Source organism: Embleya sp. NPDC020886, from assembly GCF_044333915.1.
Lineage (GTDB): Bacteria > Actinomycetota > Actinomycetes > Streptomycetales > Streptomycetaceae > Embleya.
Genome location: NZ_JBIRRX010000003.1, coordinates 58,005 through 74,861, shown reverse-complemented (window position 1 = coordinate 74,861; position 16,857 = coordinate 58,005). Strand labels below are relative to the sequence as shown.

General features: G+C 72.5%; 16 protein-coding genes. 9 read left to right on the top strand and 7 right to left on the bottom strand.

Annotation, left to right across the window (positions count from 1 at the left end):
* The first annotated feature begins 115 nt into the window (after positions 1-115).
* Complete coding sequence (locus ACH4U8_RS11280; RefSeq protein ID WP_395777092.1) at positions 116-970, top strand: NmrA family NAD(P)-binding protein; 855 nt, start codon at positions 116-118, stop codon at positions 968-970.
* A gap of 29 nt (positions 971-999) precedes the next feature.
* On the opposite strand, the gene ACH4U8_RS11275 is transcribed toward ACH4U8_RS11280, so the two are convergent.
* On the bottom strand, positions 1,000-1,500 hold the full coding sequence (locus tag ACH4U8_RS11275) for a MarR family winged helix-turn-helix transcriptional regulator (protein ID WP_395777091.1): 501 nt from the start codon (positions 1,498-1,500) through the stop codon (positions 1,000-1,002).
* Between the two features lie 92 nt (positions 1,501-1,592).
* On the opposite strand from ACH4U8_RS11275, the gene ACH4U8_RS11270 reads away from it, so the two are divergent.
* The gene (locus ACH4U8_RS11270; protein WP_395777089.1) at positions 1,593-2,552 is read left to right on the top strand and encodes an EamA family transporter; all 960 of its coding nucleotides are present in this window, start codon (positions 1,593-1,595) and stop codon (positions 2,550-2,552) included.
* Here ACH4U8_RS11270 and ACH4U8_RS11265 read toward each other — a convergent pair.
* The 6 genes from ACH4U8_RS11265 to ACH4U8_RS11240 all read right to left on the bottom strand — a co-directional run bounded on the left by ACH4U8_RS11265 (position 2,530) and on the right by ACH4U8_RS11240 (position 9,968).
* On the bottom strand, positions 2,530-3,966 hold the full coding sequence (locus tag ACH4U8_RS11265) for an erythromycin esterase family protein (protein ID WP_395777087.1): 1,437 nt from the start codon (positions 3,964-3,966) through the stop codon (positions 2,530-2,532). The two genes, ACH4U8_RS11270 and ACH4U8_RS11265, sit on opposite strands and share 23 nt — an antisense overlap.
* A gap of 126 nt (positions 3,967-4,092) precedes the next feature.
* Positions 4,093-6,465 (bottom strand): hypothetical protein, encoded by a 2,373-nt coding sequence (locus tag ACH4U8_RS11260; RefSeq protein ID WP_395777085.1) that lies wholly within the window; start codon positions 6,463-6,465, stop codon positions 4,093-4,095.
* Positions 6,462-6,965 carry a GtrA family protein gene (locus ACH4U8_RS11255; RefSeq protein ID WP_395777083.1) on the bottom strand — a complete coding sequence of 168 codons (504 nt, stop codon included), beginning with the start codon at positions 6,963-6,965 and terminating at the stop codon, positions 6,462-6,464. Before ACH4U8_RS11255 ends, ACH4U8_RS11260 begins: the two co-directional genes overlap by 4 nt.
* 210 nt (positions 6,966-7,175) lie before the next feature.
* Entirely contained in the window at positions 7,176-8,411 is a 1,236-nt protein-coding gene (locus ACH4U8_RS11250) for a hypothetical protein (protein ID WP_395777081.1), read from the bottom strand.
* Between the two features lie 56 nt (positions 8,412-8,467).
* Positions 8,468-8,977: a SigE family RNA polymerase sigma factor gene (locus tag ACH4U8_RS11245; protein ID WP_360320299.1), complete on the bottom strand. Its 510-nt coding sequence runs from the start codon at positions 8,975-8,977 to the stop codon at positions 8,468-8,470.
* A 130-nt stretch (positions 8,978-9,107) separates the two neighbouring features.
* Positions 9,108-9,968, bottom strand: coding sequence for a siderophore-interacting protein (locus ACH4U8_RS11240; protein WP_360320302.1), 861 nt, complete (start codon positions 9,966-9,968; stop codon positions 9,108-9,110).
* 199 nt (positions 9,969-10,167) lie between these two features.
* On the opposite strand from ACH4U8_RS11240, the gene ACH4U8_RS11235 reads away from it, so the two are divergent.
* From ACH4U8_RS11235 to panD, 7 genes are all read left to right on the top strand, one after another.
* Positions 10,168-11,139 (top strand): FecCD family ABC transporter permease, encoded by a 972-nt coding sequence (locus ACH4U8_RS11235; protein ID WP_395778187.1) that lies wholly within the window; start codon positions 10,168-10,170, stop codon positions 11,137-11,139.
* Complete coding sequence (locus ACH4U8_RS11230; RefSeq protein WP_395777079.1) at positions 11,136-12,209, top strand: FecCD family ABC transporter permease; 1,074 nt, start codon at positions 11,136-11,138, stop codon at positions 12,207-12,209. Before ACH4U8_RS11235 ends, ACH4U8_RS11230 begins: the two co-directional genes overlap by 4 nt.
* Positions 12,210-12,429: 220 nt before the next feature.
* Positions 12,430-13,206, top strand: a complete 777-nt coding sequence (locus ACH4U8_RS11225) for an ABC transporter ATP-binding protein (RefSeq protein ID WP_395777077.1) — start codon at positions 12,430-12,432, stop codon at positions 13,204-13,206.
* Positions 13,207-13,323: 117 nt separating this feature from the next.
* On the top strand, positions 13,324-14,709 hold the full coding sequence (locus ACH4U8_RS11220) for a lysine N(6)-hydroxylase/L-ornithine N(5)-oxygenase family protein (RefSeq protein ID WP_395777075.1): 1,386 nt from the start codon (positions 13,324-13,326) through the stop codon (positions 14,707-14,709).
* A gap of 3 nt (positions 14,710-14,712) precedes the next feature.
* The gene (gene entS / locus ACH4U8_RS11215; protein ID WP_395777073.1) at positions 14,713-16,113 is read left to right on the top strand and encodes an enterobactin transporter EntS; all 1,401 of its coding nucleotides are present in this window, start codon (positions 14,713-14,715) and stop codon (positions 16,111-16,113) included.
* Positions 16,110-16,319, top strand: coding sequence for an MbtH family protein (locus tag ACH4U8_RS11210; protein ID WP_395777071.1), 210 nt, complete (start codon positions 16,110-16,112; stop codon positions 16,317-16,319). The genes entS and ACH4U8_RS11210 overlap by 4 nt, the downstream gene beginning before the upstream one ends.
* Positions 16,320-16,332: 13 nt before the next feature.
* Complete coding sequence (panD, locus tag ACH4U8_RS11205) at positions 16,333-16,755, top strand: aspartate 1-decarboxylase (RefSeq protein ID WP_360320322.1); 423 nt, start codon at positions 16,333-16,335, stop codon at positions 16,753-16,755.
* Positions 16,756-16,857: the final 102 nt, after the last annotated feature.

Here is a 16,857-nt window from a genome sequence, read left to right as displayed (position 1 = left end):
CCGGCACACCCGTCGACCCAACGCACACGACGCCCAACGCCCAACACACATCACCAGTCACCACTCCCCGGGACCACCCCGGGGCAGGACCGAAAGGCACCCGATGATCGTCGTCATGGGAGCGTCCGGAACCACCGGCGGCGCACTGCTGCACAGCCTCGCCGCGCAGGGCGTGCCGAGCAGGGCGCTGACCCGCGACCCGGACCGGCTGCGGGCCCGGTTCGGCGACCCGGCCGGCCGGCCGGTCGAGGTCGTGTCCGCCGACGCCGCGCACGTCGACTCGTTGCGCGCCGCCTTCAAGGGCGCCCGGCAACTCTTCCTCGCCATGGCCAACGGCCCGACGCAGGTCGAGCTGGAAAAGCGGGTCGTCGACACGGCGGCCGACAGCGGCATCGAGCACATCGTCAAGATCTCCGCGCCGGCCGCCGAACCCGACTCCCCGGTGGCGGTCTCGCGCGGGCATCACGCCGTCGAGGAACACCTGCGCGCGTCCGGCCTCGCCCACACCGTGCTCCGCCCCTACGCGTTCATGCAGAACCTGCTGCTCCTGGCGCCGGCGGTGGCCGCGCAGGGAGTCGTCCTGGGCGCGATGCGGGACGCCCCGTGCAACTGGGTCGACTGCCGCGACATCGGCGATGTCGCCGCGGCGGCGCTGACCCGCCCCGAGATCGCCGGCGGCACCCATGTCCTCACCGGCAGCGAGGCGGCCGGCTACGGCGACCTCGCCGAAACCCTCACCCGCCTGCTCGGCCGCGACGTCCGCTACGTGGACCTGCCCCCGCACGAACTGCGGGAAAGCCTGATCCACCGCGGCCAGTTGCCCCCGTGGCTGGCCGAACACGTGGTGGAGATCCAGCAACTCGCCGTGTCCCGCCCGGAATCCCCCACCGACACGGTCGCCCGCATCCTGGGCCGCGCCCCGCGCACCCTGGACGCCTTCCTGCACGAAAACCTGGCCCGCTTCCGCTGACCACCCGGTAGCGCGCCGAGCACCGCCCGCTAGGCGGACGGGCCGTCGCCGAGGCCGAGCAGGAGCTTGCGGAGCAGGGTCGCCAGTTGTTCCTGCTCGGTGATGGTCAGCGGCGTCAGGAGTTCGTTTTCGAGGGCCACGTGACCGACCAGGATGTCGTCGACGAGTTCGCGACCCTGGTCGGTCAGGGTGACCAGGACGCAGCGCCGGTTGCCGGGATCGGTCTCCCGGGTCACCAGACCTCGGTCGACCAATCGGTCGATGCGATTGGTGATCGCGCCGGAGGTGACCATGGACGCTTCCACGATGGCCCCGGTGGTCAGCCGGAAGGGCGGCCCGGCCCGGCGCAGTGTGCCCAGCACGTCGAACTCCCACAGTTGCAGGCCATGGGTGCCGAAGTTGTGCCCGAGTTCGCGGTCCAGGAAGCGGGAGGCGCGCTGGATCCGGCCGACCACGCCCATCGGCGAGGGGTCGATGTCGGGCCGCTCGACTCTCCATTGGTCCAGCCGCCAGTCGACGTTGTCCCGCACGGCACTCCTCAACGTTGAACTGTTTGACCTGATGCTAACAGGAGTACTACCGTCCCCCAACGTTGAACAGTTCAATGTTGAAAGGACGGCGGATGACCCAGACCCGTGAGGTCGCCGGACCGGCTGCCGCCCGGACCTCCGCGCGCACCTGGGGGTTCACCGGCCTCGCGGCCCTGGCGCCGGCGACCTGGGGCACGACCTACCTGGTGACCACCGAATACCTGCCGCCGGGCGTACCGCTGGGGGCCGGCGTGATCCGCGCACTGCCGGCGGGCCTGCTCCTGCTCCTGATCTCCCGGACGTTGCCGCGCGGCGAGTGGTGGTGGCGCTCGGCCGTGTTGGGCGCGCTGAACATCGGGGCCCTGTTCGCCCTGTTGTTCGTCGCGGCCTACCGGCTGCCCGGTGGCGTCGCGGGCACGCTCAGCGCCGTACAACCGCTCCTGGTCGCGGGAATCGCCTTCGGGCTGCTCGGCGTTCGCCCCACGCGATGGCAACTCGGTTGGGGCGTGGCCGGCGTGCTCGGGGTCGGCCTGATCGTGCTTCGCGGGCAGATCTCCTTCGACCCGATCGGCGTCCTGGCCGGCCTCGGCGGCGCCGCCTCGATGGCGGCCGGGTTGGTGCTGACCAAACGCTGGGGGCGTCCGCCGGGCGCCGGCACCCTGGCCTTCACGAGCTGGCAACTCACCGCCGGCGGCCTGCTGCTCGCGCCCGTCGCGCTCGCCGTCGAGGGGCCGCCCCCGATACCGGACGCCGCGGCGCTGGGCGGATACGCCTGGCTGGCCCTGGTCGCCACGGCCCTCGCCCACTCGTTGTGGTTCCAGGGGCTGGGCCGACTCCCGGTGACGGCGGTCTCGTTCCTCACCCTGCTGTCCCCGGCGGTGGCCACCGCACTGGGTTGGCTGGTACTGGACCAGTCCCTGAGCCCGATCCAGAGCGTGGGTTTCGTGCTCGCCCTGACGTCGATCGTGGCCGCACAACTCACCCCCGACGCCGCCCGTTCCCTGATCCGCGGCGGATCCGACCGGCGGATCAGCGGTGGCGGGCGGCGCTGATGTGGTGGACGTGGACGAGGATGTCGTAGGTCGGGTGCAGGCGGGTGTTCTCGTACTCGTCGGCGGGCCAGGAGGCGCCGAGGTTGCGGGTGGGGTGGGCGGCGGCGAGCCAGGCGTGGGCGGGGCCGGCGGGCACGGCGCGGGTGTCGAGGTACCAGTCGCGTCGGGAGACCCGCGCCAGCACGTCCTCGCCGGCGTACGCGATCGCCGGCCCGATGTCGAAGCGACGCCAGGGCGTACCGGGGGCGTTCGCGTCCACGGCGTTGAACGACCCCTGGCCGAAGGTGAATCCGGCGTTGACGTAGCGGGCGCCGAGCTGCTCGCGCAGCAGTCGACCCTGGGTCTCGGGCCCACCGGCGGGCACCCGGGGCCGGGCGGCGATGTGGCCGTTGTGCGCGGACAGGAAGATCTTGGTGCCGGTGTGACGTTGCCACCACAGCGTGTTGTCGGCCATCACCCGTTCGCGGTAGCGCGTCGCGGCCTCGACCTCGTCGGTGGTGTCGAACGCGAACAGCGTGGCGTTTCGGGCGATCACCGCGGCGTGCCGGAGCATCAGCTCGTGTTCGGCGGCGGCGGTGCCGGGCGGGCACGGTTCCAGGAGCGAGAGCACGCGGCGGGTGTCCGCACGCAGGCGGGCCCGATCGGCGAGGGGGCGGGCCAGTCGGGCGCGGATGGTCTCGTCCATACGGGCCGCGGGCCGGGACTCGCGGTACAGCCGTTGCACCTCGGGCAGGAGATGCGGGCGGGTCCGGGCGACGTAGGCGGTCACGGTGTCGAACAGCGCGGGGTCGGCGTAGTCGGCGCCCGCCCCGGCCACCCGGACCGGGTCGTCGGGGTGGCGCACGTTCCAGGTGCGCATCCAGCGGAACAGATCACGCGTCTCGACGGTGTTCCACTGGCTGCTGCCGGCCTGGAACTCCTCGTCCATGATCGTCCTCAGGTGGCCGGTGCCGTGCCGCGCCCACGCGTCCAGGCGCACCCCGGCACCCCAGTGCACCGCGAACACGAAGCCGCGGAAGCCCCGGTGTTCGACCAGGTGGCGGAACAGCCGGTGCTTGATGGTGCAGAACTCGCTCGAACCGTGCGTGGCCTCGCCCACGCCGACCACGTCCGCGCCGCGGATCATCGTGTCGAACGGCTCCAGATCCGCCGTGGAACCGCCCGGGACGGTGCTGCCCAGGGGATACGCAAAGCGGGCCAGCGCACACGCCGGGTCACCGCGTGAGGCGGCGGTATCGGTGGGCGTCGCGGCCGAGGCGGCGCTGTGCGCGGGTCCGCCGGCGGCCGCGGCGGCCATGCACAACAACGGTCCGACCGGGCGCAGGCCCGGGATCGGGCGCGCTCGCGGCCCGTGCCGAGGTTCGACCGCCGGATCGTCGGCGTCATGGGGTGGGGGAAAATCATCCGATTTCATGACTCCGACGCTAGGTAATACACCCCACTCCGCGCCTCGTCCGAAAGACCCAGGACTCGCGTACCCCTTCGGTCGGATACGACAAGTCCCCGGAACGGACCCCGGGACCCGCCCCCGCCCAGACCGTCAACCGCCGGGGCCGGTTTCGGCGGTCTTCTCGGCCGGGCCGTAGTAGCCGTCGCCCTCGAACCGCACCCGCAGCGGCTTCCCGACCAGGTCGGGCGGTATCCGCAGGACGGCTTCGCCCTCCCGGGAGGTCCAGGTACGAACGATCGCCGTCGCACGCTCGTCCACGAGCGCCACCTCCACCTCGAACAGCGGCGCCGCGCAGGCGTCCTGCAGCAGGACCGCGATGGTCTCCCGGTCCGGCTTCGTGGCGGCCAGCCGGGGCTTCCGGTCGGCACACACGGTCGCGGTGAAGTCGCCGACCTCGAAGAGTTCCGCGCCGGCTCCGCTGCCGAACCAGCCGATCGCGCCGCTCCCACGCACCACCGGCCGATAGTGGGCCCGATCGCGCAGCACGGCGAGCAGCAGATCACGGTCCGGGCCGCCGGTCGTCAGCAGGACGTACCCGGCGCCGGACGCCCGCAGCCGGCGGTCGAAATCGGCGGCGTCGCGCGGCTCGCCGAGGCTGGTGACGCGCCGTTGTCCGCGTTCGCCCATAATCAGGTTCACGAAGCGCTGGTGGGTGAACTCGGTGAAGGCCACGGTCCGGCCGTCGGGGACCCGGTTCATCGCGGCGTAGGCGGCCGTGGGCAGGATGCGTCGGTCCCGATCCGGGTCGCGCATCAGATCCACCGTCTCGCGGACGGTCGCCCGGTGCGCGGACGTCCGGTCACCGATCCAGGTGTTGGTCGGCTGGGTCGCCCACCACATGGAGATCGCCGTGGTCACGACGAACGCGCCCGCGACCAGGCCGGCCGTACCGCGGCGAAGCACCCGGGGCACCGACCCACGCGGCCCCCGGCCGCTCGGCCGTTGGGCTACGGCGGTCAGCACGGCCGCCAGACACACGCAGCCGAACGCCGGCAGGATCAACTGGTAGCGCGCCCACCACGGCGCCGGGGAGGCCGTCGCCGAGACGAGCACCGGCAGCAACAGCCCCCACAACAGATCGAAGCGGCGCCTGAGCAGGAACAGGGCGAGGGCGACGAGCACGATCGGGAGCAGTACGTAGATCCATTGCAGCCCGAAGCCGCCGGGTTGTTGGTCGTGCGTGTAGGCCACCCGTTCGCGGTCGTGGAGCCACGAGTGCCAGGTGGCGCGCAGTTTGCTCTCGCCGGCGACCTCCGGCGCGGTGTTGCGCACGATGATCAGTTCGTCGACGGATCCCTTGCCGTGGAAGCCGAGCATGGTGAAGGGATAAAACGGGTTGCCGTAGCTGATCCAGGTGCGGATGTACCAGTAGCCGCCCAACGCGAGGGCGGGCAGGCCCAGTACGGCCGCGTTCGGCAGGGCGAGCCGCGCGGTGGCGGCGCCGTGCTCGCGCAACCGCGCGAAGCGGGTGGCCGATTGCCGCCGCGTGCTCGGCGCGGCGCGGCGCAGGTCGCCGACCACGCGCCAGGTCTGCACCACGACCAGGGCCGCGACCATGCCGGCGGTCAGCAGGTTCGAGGACTTGACGCCGATGGCCAGTCCCAGGGCGATCCCGACGAACAGGACCCGGCCACGCAGCCGGCGTCGCGCGTCGAGGCCGCCGTGTTCGATGGCGTCCCGGACGGCGGGGTGGATGCCGAGGGTCAGCTGCAGCGCGGTCAGGCCGGTCGCGGCCGTGGCGAAGTCGACGTAGGTGGTGGAGGCTTCCAGGAATACCGCGGGGACGGCCAGGAGGCCGAGGCCGGCGAGGGTGGCGTGTGCGCGCCGGGCACCGGCGGTACGGGCGAGGCCGGCCGTGGCGACCGCGCCCAGGGCGAGGAAGGCGAGGCCGGAGGCCCAACCGAGTCGGGTGTCGCCGACGAAGGCGCCGCTGAAGCCGGTGAGCAGTTCCTGGCCCTGTGGGTAGACGTCGGCCCACAACACCTGCGGGGTGTGCCCGACGTAGCCCTGTTGCAGCCAGATGGCGGGTCCGGGCAGGTGGTACCACAGTCCGTCGTAGTCCAGCGGGCCCAGGAACGCGGCCAGCGCGGCGCGCCAGCCGTACTGGGCGGCCACCAGCAGCGCCGACACGACGACCAGCGGGTGCCGACCGCAACGCAGGACGCGGGGCCACAACCCGGCGGCGACGGCGACCCCGCGGCGGCGGGCCGGGTCGGCGCCCGGCCGTCGGGTGGCCACGATCTCCGCGGCGGCGAGCACCAGCGCGGCGCCGAACAGCGCGCCCGCCTCCAGGTGCCGCAGCAGGCCGCCGACCAGCAGGGTCAGGGCGGACAGTTGGGCGGTGCTCAGCAACAGCCAGACCAGCACCAGGTCCACCGCTCGGCGCATCCCGCTCGCGCAGGCGAGATGCCAGCATCCGGTCAGCGTGCACAGCAGCGCGATCACGAGTGCGGCGGCGTTCACCGCGCGGACCCGGACCCGTCGTGGGCGCCCACCGGCGAGGACGCCGCGTCGGGGACCGCGGGCTCGGCGCGGAAGACCCGGGTGCGGTAGCCCCAGAAGCGGAACGCCGTGGCCAGGGCCATGCCGATCAGGTTGCCGGCGATGTTGTCCGCGAGCAGGCCGTCGAAGCCCAACACGTCACGGGAGAACGCGAGGCAGCCGAGTTGGATGGCCAGGCCGCCGCAACTCCAGGCGACGAACAGCAGGAAACGCCGTCGGACATCGGCGACTTCGTCACCCATGGCGCGGTCGCCATAGGTCCAGCGGCGGTTGCCCAGGTAGGCCACCACGGTGGCGGCGCCGAGCGAGACGAGCTTGGCGAGGAGGGAGGGGGTGTCCAGGAGGGTCCGGAGGATGTTGAACAGGACGACATCGGTGGTGTATCCGAGGCCGCCCACCAGGGCGAACCTCGACACCTCCGGTGCCGACCGGCGCAGGCGCGCGCGTGATGCAGGGAACATGGGCGCTTTCTCGTCGCTGGAGGGGAGTCGGGTCCGCCGGGCTCGGCCGGGCACTTTCGGGCAGCGCGAAGCACACCCCGGCGCGGTGTGTCCGCACCGGGGCGACGCGGTGGTTGCCTCGGGGAATCGGGTGCCCGACGGGGGGCGGGGGTCCGGGCGATCGCCGACGTGGATCAGCGGCCCGGGCCCGGGATCACCGGTGCCGGCCGGTCAGGGGGCGTCCCAGCGCGGGGAGACCGCGATCGTCTTCGCCTGCTCCTGGATCACGGGGAGTCCGGCCCAGTCGATCGAGCGCTTCTCGCCCCGCTCCTTCACGGGCGGCGTGTTCGCCTCGAAGCGGATCCTGAGTCCGTGGGCGCGGAACGCGGTCAGGGCCCAGGGCACGTACCGGCCGTCCTCGGTGCGCTCCGTGTCGATCCGTGCCGGGGTGCCGTCGGACAGCTTGACGATCTTGCAACCTCCCGCCGAGGTGCTGCCGTCGACGCCCGGCGGACAGACCGGGCGCTCGCCGACCGGGCCGGCCTCGGCGCTCACGTTCAGCCCGTTCGTCCTGCCCTGGGTATCCACCACGAACTCGCCCGTGCCCGAGGAGCCGTCCGCGGACACCACGTGCGAGCCGGGCGACAACAGGGCCGGCACCAGCCCGGCGACCTGCTGTGCGGGGGTGGGTATGGCGGCGACCACCGGCTCCCAGCTCGCGCTGCGGGCGACGGCGGCGATCTGCTCCAGGCTCAGCACCGAAATGCCGGTGGTATCGCCCGGCAGCAGGTATCTGCCGCCGACGCGCACGTCGACGTGTGCGCCGTCCGGACGGATGTACACCGCACGCCACTCCTGCTCGACGCTTCCCGCCTGCTTCGAGGTCTTGCGGGCGATCAGCACGCCGTTGTCCGGGTCGGTCGAGCGGGTGCACTCGTCCTCCGGGCGGGTCCCGGCGCAGGTCGTGGCGGCGGGGTCCTGGTCGCCTCCGGGACCCGGGCGGTTGATCACCACGGTGAGCACCGAGGATCCGGACGGATTGCGGTACGTCGCCTGGACCCGCGCCTCGGTCCGGAGCACCCTCGGCAGGCCGGCCTCGAAGTGGGTCTCCCCGTCGGTCAGTCCACCGTCGGCGGGAACGGCCGCGGCCAGCAGGGGCATCAGGTCGCGCGGCGCCTTGGTCACCCAGGGCGTGTCGGGGCGGTCCCCGGGCCCGGCCGTCGACGCGTCGAACGTGCCCCGGACGGTGGCCCAGCCGGCGACGCTCGCCGTCACCAGGACGGCGGCGAGGGCGCTCCGCCGCAGGGTGCGGAACCGCCGGCGTTGCCGGCCGCGGGCGAGACCACGCGCTACCAGGTCGGAGCTGGGGCCGGGAAACGTGTCGCCGACCGCGCGCAGCGCACCGGGCAACTCCCGTTCGTACCGCTCGAAGTCCTCGTCGCTGAACGGGTCCGTATCGGTGAACACGGCCTGCACGTCCTTCCGGTCGCGATCACGGGGTCGGTGGTGGCCTTCGGGTCCGGTCAGCATGTCGGCGCCGGGATGCCCAGTTCGGTGCCCAGGAGGGTGCGCAGCCGGCCCAGGGCCCGCTTGGCGCGCACCGGTACGGTGCCGGGCGCGGTCCGCAGGATGTCCGCGGTCTCCTTGACCGAGTAGTCCTCCCAATAGCGCAGCACCAGCACCGCGCGATCGGCCGGGGACAGCCGGGCCAGCCCTTCCAGGAGCGTCAGCCGCAGCTCGATGTCGGCGGTGGCCGGCGCGTGCGGCTCCGGGAGTTCCTCGGCGGGATGCTCCGACCAGCGTTTGAGTCGGCGCGCGGACAGGAAGGTGCGGACCAGGGTGGTGTGCGCGTACGCCATCGGGGCGTCCATCGTGCTCACCCGGTTCCAGCGTGGGAACAACTTCCCGAAGGTCTCCTGCACCAGGTCTTCGGCCAGGTGCCAATCGCCGGTGAGCAGGCAGGCGGTACGCAACAGTTGGCTGCTGCGCGCATGCGCGAACTCCTCGAAGTCCGCGGCCTTGCTTCCCGACATGGGGCCTCCACACGTTGGCGTCACACGAGTAACGCCTCGACCGTGCGGTTTCATGACACCCCTGGCCGGAGTTGTTCTCGAACCCGTGCGTCGGCCGTGCGCCTTCGGCGCCCGGGGGCCGGGTCGAGCGTCAACTCTCGGTGTCCTCCGCTTCGTTCAGCCACTCCTCCACCGTCTTGCCGCGGCGCCAATAGCCGGCCGCGTGCAGGGTGTCCCGGTTCAGGCCGCGTTCGTTGCGCAGGTAGCGGCGGATGGTGCGGACGGTGAGTGCCTCACCGGCGACCCAGGCGTGCACGGTTCCGTCGGGCCAGGGGAATTCGCAGACCGCGTCGGCCAGTTGGTCCTCGTCCGCGTCGATCGCGGTATCGCGGTGCAGCCAACGGATCCGCACGTCGGTGTCCGGGGCGGCGACCAGGGGCTGTTCCTCGTGGCGGTCGGCGACCTCGACGAAGACGTGTGCGCGGGTGCCGGGGGCGAGGCGTTCGAGAATCGAGGCGACGGCCGGCAGTGCCGTCTCGTCGCCGGCGATCAGCAACTGGTCGGCGTCGGCGGGCGGGAGCGAGCCGGGCAGGGGGCCGGCTATGCCCAGGACGTCACCGGGTCGGGCGTCGCGCGCCCACTCGACCGCGCGGCCGCCGCCGTGGATCACGAAGTCGATGTCGAGTTCGGGTCCGGCCGGGTCGAAGCGTCGCACGGTGTAGTTGCGCGCGTGCGCCGGTGTGCAGCCGTCGGGATGGACCGGGCCGTCCGGGCCGAATTCGGGCATCACCGGGATCGACTCGCCCAGAGGCGGAAAGAACAGTTTGACCCGTTCGTCCGCCTGCCTACCACCGTCGAATCCGCGCAACCGCTCGCCGCCGAGCGTCAGTCGCAACATGCGCGGGGTCACCTCGACCGAGCGCACGACCGTGGCCAGACAGGTGCGGATCGGCGAACGCCCGGTACGGCCGCGGCCCTCGGTGACCGGGTTCGCCGTGTCGTCTCGCGCCATGGGACTCCTTCGTCGTTGCGGACTCGATGGTTCGGGGTCGTCGTGGCGCCGCGGCGGGGCACACTGGGCAAGTCGTTCAGGTATGCCTTACCTTACTGGAGTGTCTCTCCGGGTCGATTCCCCCGACGCTTCGTCCGTCGTCGCCGCCGTGCCCGACGCCCGTGCCGCGTCCGGCCGTTCGCGACGGCTGGGGCTGCTGGTGCTGCTGGCCGTGCTGTTGCTCGGCGCGGTGTTCGCGTCGCTGGCCATCGGCACCCGCACCGTCGCGCCGAGCGAGGTGTTCGCCATGCTCGGCGGCGAACGCACCGGTGACGCCGGGCTGATCCGCGATCTGCGGGTCCCGCGCACCCTGCTCGGGCTGCTGGTCGGCGTCGCGCTGGGTGTGGCCGGTGCGGTGGCCCAGGACGTGACCCGCAATCCGCTGGCCGACCCCGGGCTGATCGGGGTCAGCGCGGGCGCGGCCTTCGCGGTCGCGGCGAGCGTGGGGTTGCTCGGACTGACCGGATCGCACAGCTATCTGTGGTTCGCCTTCGTCGGCGCGGCGATCGCGGGCACGATCGCCTATCTCGTCGGCGGAGCCGGCGTCGGCGGCGCCACTCCCGCCAAACTCGCGCTCGCGGGGGCGGCGGTCAGCGCCCTGCTGGAGGCCGGCACCAGCGCCCTCGTGCTGACCGACCCCGACTCGCTCGGCCGATACCGCTCCTGGGCGGTCGGTTCGCTCGCCGGTCGGGACGGCGAAACCACGCTGTTCCTGCTGCCGTTCGTACTGGTCGGCGTCTGCCTCGCGCTCGGCCTGACCGGCCGGCTCAACGCCTTGGCCCTGGGCGACGAACTCGCCACCACGCTCGGCACCCGAGCGGGCGCCACCCGTGCCCTGGGCGCACTCGCGGTGGTCCTGCTGACCGGTACGGCGGTCGCCGCCGCCGGGCCGATCGTGTTCGTCGGCCTGGTCGTCCCGCACGTGTTGCGGGCCTTCACCGGGCCGGACGCCCGCTGGTTGGTGCCGTGTTCGGGGCTGGCGGGCGCGGTGTTGTTGTTGCTCGCCGACGTGGTCGGCCGGGTGATCGCGCGCCCGACGGAGGTGGAGGTCGGCGTGGTCACCGCGTTCCTGGGAGCGCCGTTCCTCATCTATCTGGTCAGGCGTGGAAGGATCGGGGAGCACTCCGGATGAAGACTGCCGATCACCTGCCGCGCGTGTTGCGGTGGGAACGCGGGCCGCTCGGGCTCGCCGTGCGCCCGCGCACCCTCGTCGCCGTCCTCGGCCTGGTCGCGGTGGTCTTCGGCGGGCTGATCGCGTCGCTGGCACTGGGCGACTATCCGCTCGCCTGGCGCGACGTGGTCACCGGGCTGTTCGGGGCCGGGCCCGCCGACGCCGAGTTGGTCGTGCACGAACTCCGGCTCCCGCGCGCCCTGGTGGGCATGCTGGTCGGGCTCGCACTCGGCATGTCCGGGGCGGTCTTCCAGGCCGTCACGCGCAATCCGCTGGCCGGGCCGGACCTGATCGGGATCACCGCCGGGGCCGGCGCCGGCGCCGTCCTGGCGATCCTGCTGGGCGGCGTGAGCACCACGCGGTCCACGACCTACGGCGCGGTCCCGTTCGGCGCCCTGGTCGGCGCACTCGCCACGGCCGCGGCCATCTACCTGTTGGCGTTTCGCGGCGGCACCATCTCCGGGTACGGCTTCGTGCTCGTGGGCATCGCGGTCAACGGCATGCTGGCCGCGTCCACCCGTTGGATGCTCGCGCGCGTCGACATCGACGCCGCGACCCGGGCCACCTCGTGGCTGACCGGCAGCCTGGACGGACGCGAGTACACCCACGTGCGCTGGCTGGGCTACGCGCTCGTCGTCCTGGTGCCCGCGACCATCGCACTCGCCCGGCCGTACCGCATGCTCCAGTTCGACGACGACACCGCCGCGAGCCTGGGCATGCCGGTCACCCGCTCGCGGATCGGGCTGCTCGTGCTGGCCACCGCGCTGACGGCGGTGGCGACCGCGTGCGCGGGGCCGGTGGTCTTCGTCGCGCTCGCCGCCCCGCAGATCGCCCGCAGGCTGGCCGGCACCCCCGGACTGCCGCTGGTGCTCAGCGGCCTGGTCGGCGCGGCCCTGGTGGTCCTGGCGGACGTGGTCGCCCGGACCGCGTTCCCCACCGAACTCCCGGTCGGCATCGTCACCGGCGCCGTCGGGGCGCCGTACCTGCTGTGGTTGCTCGCCCGGAACAACCGGGCCGGAAAGGGAGGCTGACGTGGGTTCCGCGACAGAGCAGACGAAGCCGATGGGGCACCCGGACGGCACCGAAGCGAACGAGGCGAACGAAGCCGACGACTCGATCGCGTCCGTCGAACAGACGCCGCACACAAGGCAATCCACCCAGTCGGCAGCGGGAAACGCAGCCCCGTCCCCGAGCGCCGTCGCAACCCTGCCGCATCCTCCCGCCACCGCCTCCCCGGCAACCGCCCCCGGGATGGCCGCCGAAGGACTCACCCTCGGCTACGGCGAACGCACCGTCGCCCGGGACCTGGACCTGGACATCCCCGCCGGCCGGGTGACCGCCCTGGTCGGCCCCAACGCGTGCGGCAAGTCGACCGCGCTGCGCGCCCTGGCCCGGTTGCTGAAACCGCGTCAGGGCACCGTCCTGCTCGACGGCGAGAGCGTCGCCCGCCATTCCGGGCGGGACTTCGCGCAACGGCTGGCGCTGCTCCCGCAGTCGCCGACCGCCCCGGAGGGAATCACCGTGCGCGATCTGGTCGCCCGCGGTCGCACGCCCTACCAGCGCTGGTGGCGACAGTGGTCGTCCGGCGACGACGCCGTGGTCGACGCCGCGCTGTCGGCCACCGGCGTGGACGCCCTCGCCGGACGCGCCATCGACGAACTCTCCGGCGGGCAGCGCCAACGCGTGTGGATCGCGATGGCACTGGCCCAGGACACCCCGGTATTGCTCCTGGACGAGCCCACCACCTACCTCGATCTGGCCTACCAGGTGGACGTATTGGAGTTGGTGGCCGAGTTGGGGCGGGCCGAGGGCCGTACCGTGGTGATGGTCATCCACGAGCTCAACCACGCGTGCCGCTACGCCGACCACCTGATCGCGATGCGCGACGGCCGAGTGGTCGCGGCCGGACCGCCCACCGAGATCGTCACCCCCGACCTGGTCCGGGAGGTGTTCGACCTGCGCGCCGCGGTGATCGAATGCCCCATCGCCGGCACCCCGTTGGTCATCCCGCTCGGCGGGCGTCGCTAGCCGGCGAACCGCGTCCGACCCTGGTCACAGCGATCGGAGTTAGGTTAGCCTCGCCTACGTACCGCCGTAAGTGCTCTGTGTGCCCTTCGAGGCCACCACCCAGAAGGGACGCGTGCGTTGACCTCAGCTCGGCACGACGGAAAGACCATTCACGACCTCGTCGGGGTCGGATTCGGGCCTTCGAACCTGGCGCTCGCCGTCGCGATCGAGGAACACAACACGCTCGCCGCACCGGAACACCGGGTCGACGCCCTGTTCCTGGAGAAACAGCAGACCTTCGGCTGGCACCGCGGCATGCTCGTCGACGGCGCGACCATGCAGGTCTCGTTCCTCAAGGACCTTGCCACGATGAGGAATCCGACCAGCGACTTCAGCTTCGTCGCCTACCTGCACTCGATCGACCGCCTCGTCGACTTCGTCAACCACAAGGTGTTCTTCCCGCTCCGGGCCGAGTTCCACGGCTACCTCGAATGGGCCGCGGCCCGGGTGGCCCACCAGGTGCGCTACGCCGCCGAGGTCCTGGCGATCGAACCCGTGGTCACCGACGGCCGGATCACCGCCTTCGACGTCACCGTCGCGAACGACCCCGTCGTACACCGCGCCCGCAACGTGGTCCTCGCCCCGGGCCTGAGCCCGCATCTGCCGGACGGCGTCGGCATCACCACGCGGGTGTGGCACAACTCCCGGCTGGTGCCCAACGTCGCCGACCTCGATCCGGCCGACGTGCGCACCGCGGTGGTGGTCGGCGCCGGGCAAAGCGCCGCCGAGAGCGCGGACTACCTGCATCGCCGCTTCCCCGAGGCACAGATACACGCGGTCTTCAGCCGCTACGGCTACTCCCCCGCGGACGACAGCCCGTTCGCCAACCGCATCTTCGACCCGGCCGCCGTCGACCACTACTTCGAGGCGCCCGATCAGGTCAAACGGCAACTGACGGACTATCACCGCAACACGAACTACTCGGTCGTGGACGGGGATCTGATCGAGGAGCTGTACCGACGCGTGTACGAGGAGCGCGTCCGGGGCCGGCAGCGCCTGTACATCCGGCACGCCACCCGGGTCGTGGAGGTGCGCGAGGATCCCGAAGCCGCCCATGTGGACGTCGAGTTCCTGCCCACCGGCAAAACCGAGACGCTGCGCGCCGACGTGGTCGTCTACGCGACGGGCTACCGACCCGGCGACGGTCTCGCGCTCCTCGGCGACACCGCCCGGGCGTGCGCCCGCGACGAATACGGACGCCCGCGGCTGGGCCGCGACTACCGCGTGGTCACCGAACCCCCGCTCGACGCCGGGATCTACCTCCAGGGCGGGACCGAGCACACCCACGGCCTCGGCTCCACCCTCCTGTCCAACATCGCGGTCCGCGCCGGCGAGATCCTCGCCTCGATCAACGAACACACCGCCTCGGACCCCGCCCCCGAGGCCGAAACCGACGCCACGTCCCGGGCCGGGACCGGGGCCGACCTCGCGTCCGGCCCGGTGACCTCCTCCCGACAGGGCTGATCCGTGCGTCTGGGCGACATCGCGGTGGACATCACGCCGCTGCGCGCCAACCGCGACTTCCGGCTGTTGTTCACCGCGACCGCGCTGTCCATGCTCGGCACCGCCTTGACCTCGGTCGGCGCGAGCATCCAGGTGTACGACCTCGGCAACTCCTCGCTGCACGTGGGGCTGGTCAACCTGGTGATCGGCGTCAGCCTGTGCGTCGGCCTGCTCGCCGGCGGCGTGCTGGCCGACCGGACCGACCGACGCCGGCTGATCCTCGCCACCCGGGCCGGCTCCGCCGTCGTGGTCCTGGCCCTGGCCGGCAACGCCCTCGCCCCCGAGCCGCAACTGTGGTTCGTCTACCTCGCCGCCATCGCCGCGGGCGTCGCCGGCGGCCTGGGCGCACCCGCGCTGATGGCCGTCACCCCCGCCCTGGCCGGACGCGAACACCTGGCCGCCGCCGGGGCGTTGCTCACCCTGACCACCCAGTTCGGCGCCATGGTCGGCCCCAGCCTGGCGGGCCTGATCGCCGCCGGTCCGGGGGTCGCGGTGTGCTACCTGATCGACGCGGCCGGATTCGTGGTGGGCGCGGCCCTGTTGTGGCGGCTGCCGGATCTGCGCCCCGAACCCGACGCGGACGCCGACCCCGATCACGACGCCACGCAACACCCGGTACAGGCCATCCTGGACGGCCTGCGGCACGTGCGGGCGAACCGGATCATTCGCGGGCTGATGCTCGTCGACCTGGCCGCCGTGGTCCTGGCGATGCCGTACGCACTGTTCCCGGAGATGGGCAACGAGGTGTTCGACGGCGGCCCCACCGCCGTCGGCCTGCTCTACACCGCACCCGCCGTGGGCGCCTTCCTGGGCGCCCTGGCCAGCGGCTGGATCGGCCGGGCCCGACGCCCCGGGACGACACTGATCATGGTGGCCGCGCTGTGGGGCGCGGCGATCGCCGCGTTCGGTCTGAGCCGGCACCTGTGGTTGGGACTGCTCCTGCTGGCCCTCGCGGGCGGCGCCGACACGATCTCCGAGATCCTGCGCCGCGCGCTCCTCCAGCAGTACACGCCCGACCGGCTCCAGGGCCGGGTGGGCAGCCTGTGGCTGGCCCAGGCCACCGCGGGCCCGGCCACCGGCAACGCGCTCTCCGGCGGCGTCGCCCGGCTGCTCGGCCCCGGCGCCACCCTGGTCGCGGGCGGCGTAGCGTGTGTCGCCGCGGTGCTCGCGGTCGCCGGCGCCCTGCCCGCCCTGCGCGCCGCCGGACCGACCTCGGCGCCGATCGCGGACCCGGCACCGGAACCCGGCGAGACGGCGACACTCCCGGCCGACGACCCCGGCCCCGCCGACCCCGCACCCACCGCCGACTCCCCCGGCGGCACATCGACGACCAACACGCCGACCACGAAAGGCCGACGGCTGTGACGAACCCGTTCGACGACGATTCCGGCACGTTCCTGGCCCTGGTCAACGACGAGGGCCAGTACTCGCTGTGGCCCGAGTTCCTGACCCCGCCCGACGGCTGGCACACCGAGCACGGACCCGCCTCCCGAGCGCAATGCCTGGAACACATCGAGAGCCACTGGACCGACATGCGACCGCGCTCCCTCGTGGCCGCCACCGAGAACTGAGCGGAGAACACCGGTGTTGCGCACGTTGCTGAGCGGCAAGATCCATCGGGCCCGGGTGACCCAGGCCGACCTGCACTACGTCGGTTCGCTGACGGTCGACGAGGACCTGCTGGACGCGGCGGGCATCGCCGAGGGCGAGGTGGTCCAGGTGGTCGACATCGACACCGGAGCCCGCCTGACCACCTACGCGATCCCCGGCCCGCGTGGCAGCGGGGTGATCGGCGCCAACGGGGCCGCAGCACGGCTGATCCACCCCGGCGACCTGGTGATCGTGATGGCCTTCGTGCTCCTGGACGAGACCGAGATCGCCGGGCATCGACCCCGCGTGGTGCACGTCGACACGGACAACCGGATCGTGGCGCTCGGCGCCGACCCGGCCGAACCGGTCCCCGGCATGCCGGGCCAGATCGCCGGCACCACGGTCGCCGTACTCTGACACCGACCGCACACCGGCCCACCGTGCCCGGAGCGCCGTCACGATACGACAAATGACCTCAACTCCCGGAGACGGAACGGGAGTTGAGGTCATTTCACGAAG

Excerpts from the sequence above, each read along its gene's own strand:
- ACH4U8_RS11280 (WP_395777092.1), top strand. The coding sequence starts at position 116 with ATGGGAGCGTCCGGAACCACCGGCGGCGCACTGCTGCACAGCCTCGCC.
- ACH4U8_RS11270 (WP_395777089.1), top strand. The coding sequence starts at position 1,593 with ATGACCCAGACCCGTGAGGTCGCCGGACCGGCTGCCGCCCGGACCTCC.
- ACH4U8_RS11265 (WP_395777087.1), bottom strand. The coding sequence starts at position 3,966 with ATGAAATCGGATGATTTTCCCCCACCCCATGACGCCGACGATCCGGCG.
- ACH4U8_RS11255 (WP_395777083.1), bottom strand. The coding sequence starts at position 6,965 with ATGTTCCCTGCATCACGCGCGCGCCTGCGCCGGTCGGCACCGGAGGTG.
- ACH4U8_RS11245 (WP_360320299.1), bottom strand. The coding sequence starts at position 8,977 with ATGTCGGGAAGCAAGGCCGCGGACTTCGAGGAGTTCGCGCATGCGCGC.
- ACH4U8_RS11240 (WP_360320302.1), bottom strand. The coding sequence starts at position 9,968 with ATGGCGCGAGACGACACGGCGAACCCGGTCACCGAGGGCCGCGGCCGT.
- ACH4U8_RS11230 (WP_395777079.1), top strand. The coding sequence starts at position 11,136 with ATGAAGACTGCCGATCACCTGCCGCGCGTGTTGCGGTGGGAACGCGGG.
- ACH4U8_RS11225 (WP_395777077.1), top strand. The coding sequence starts at position 12,430 with ATGGCCGCCGAAGGACTCACCCTCGGCTACGGCGAACGCACCGTCGCC.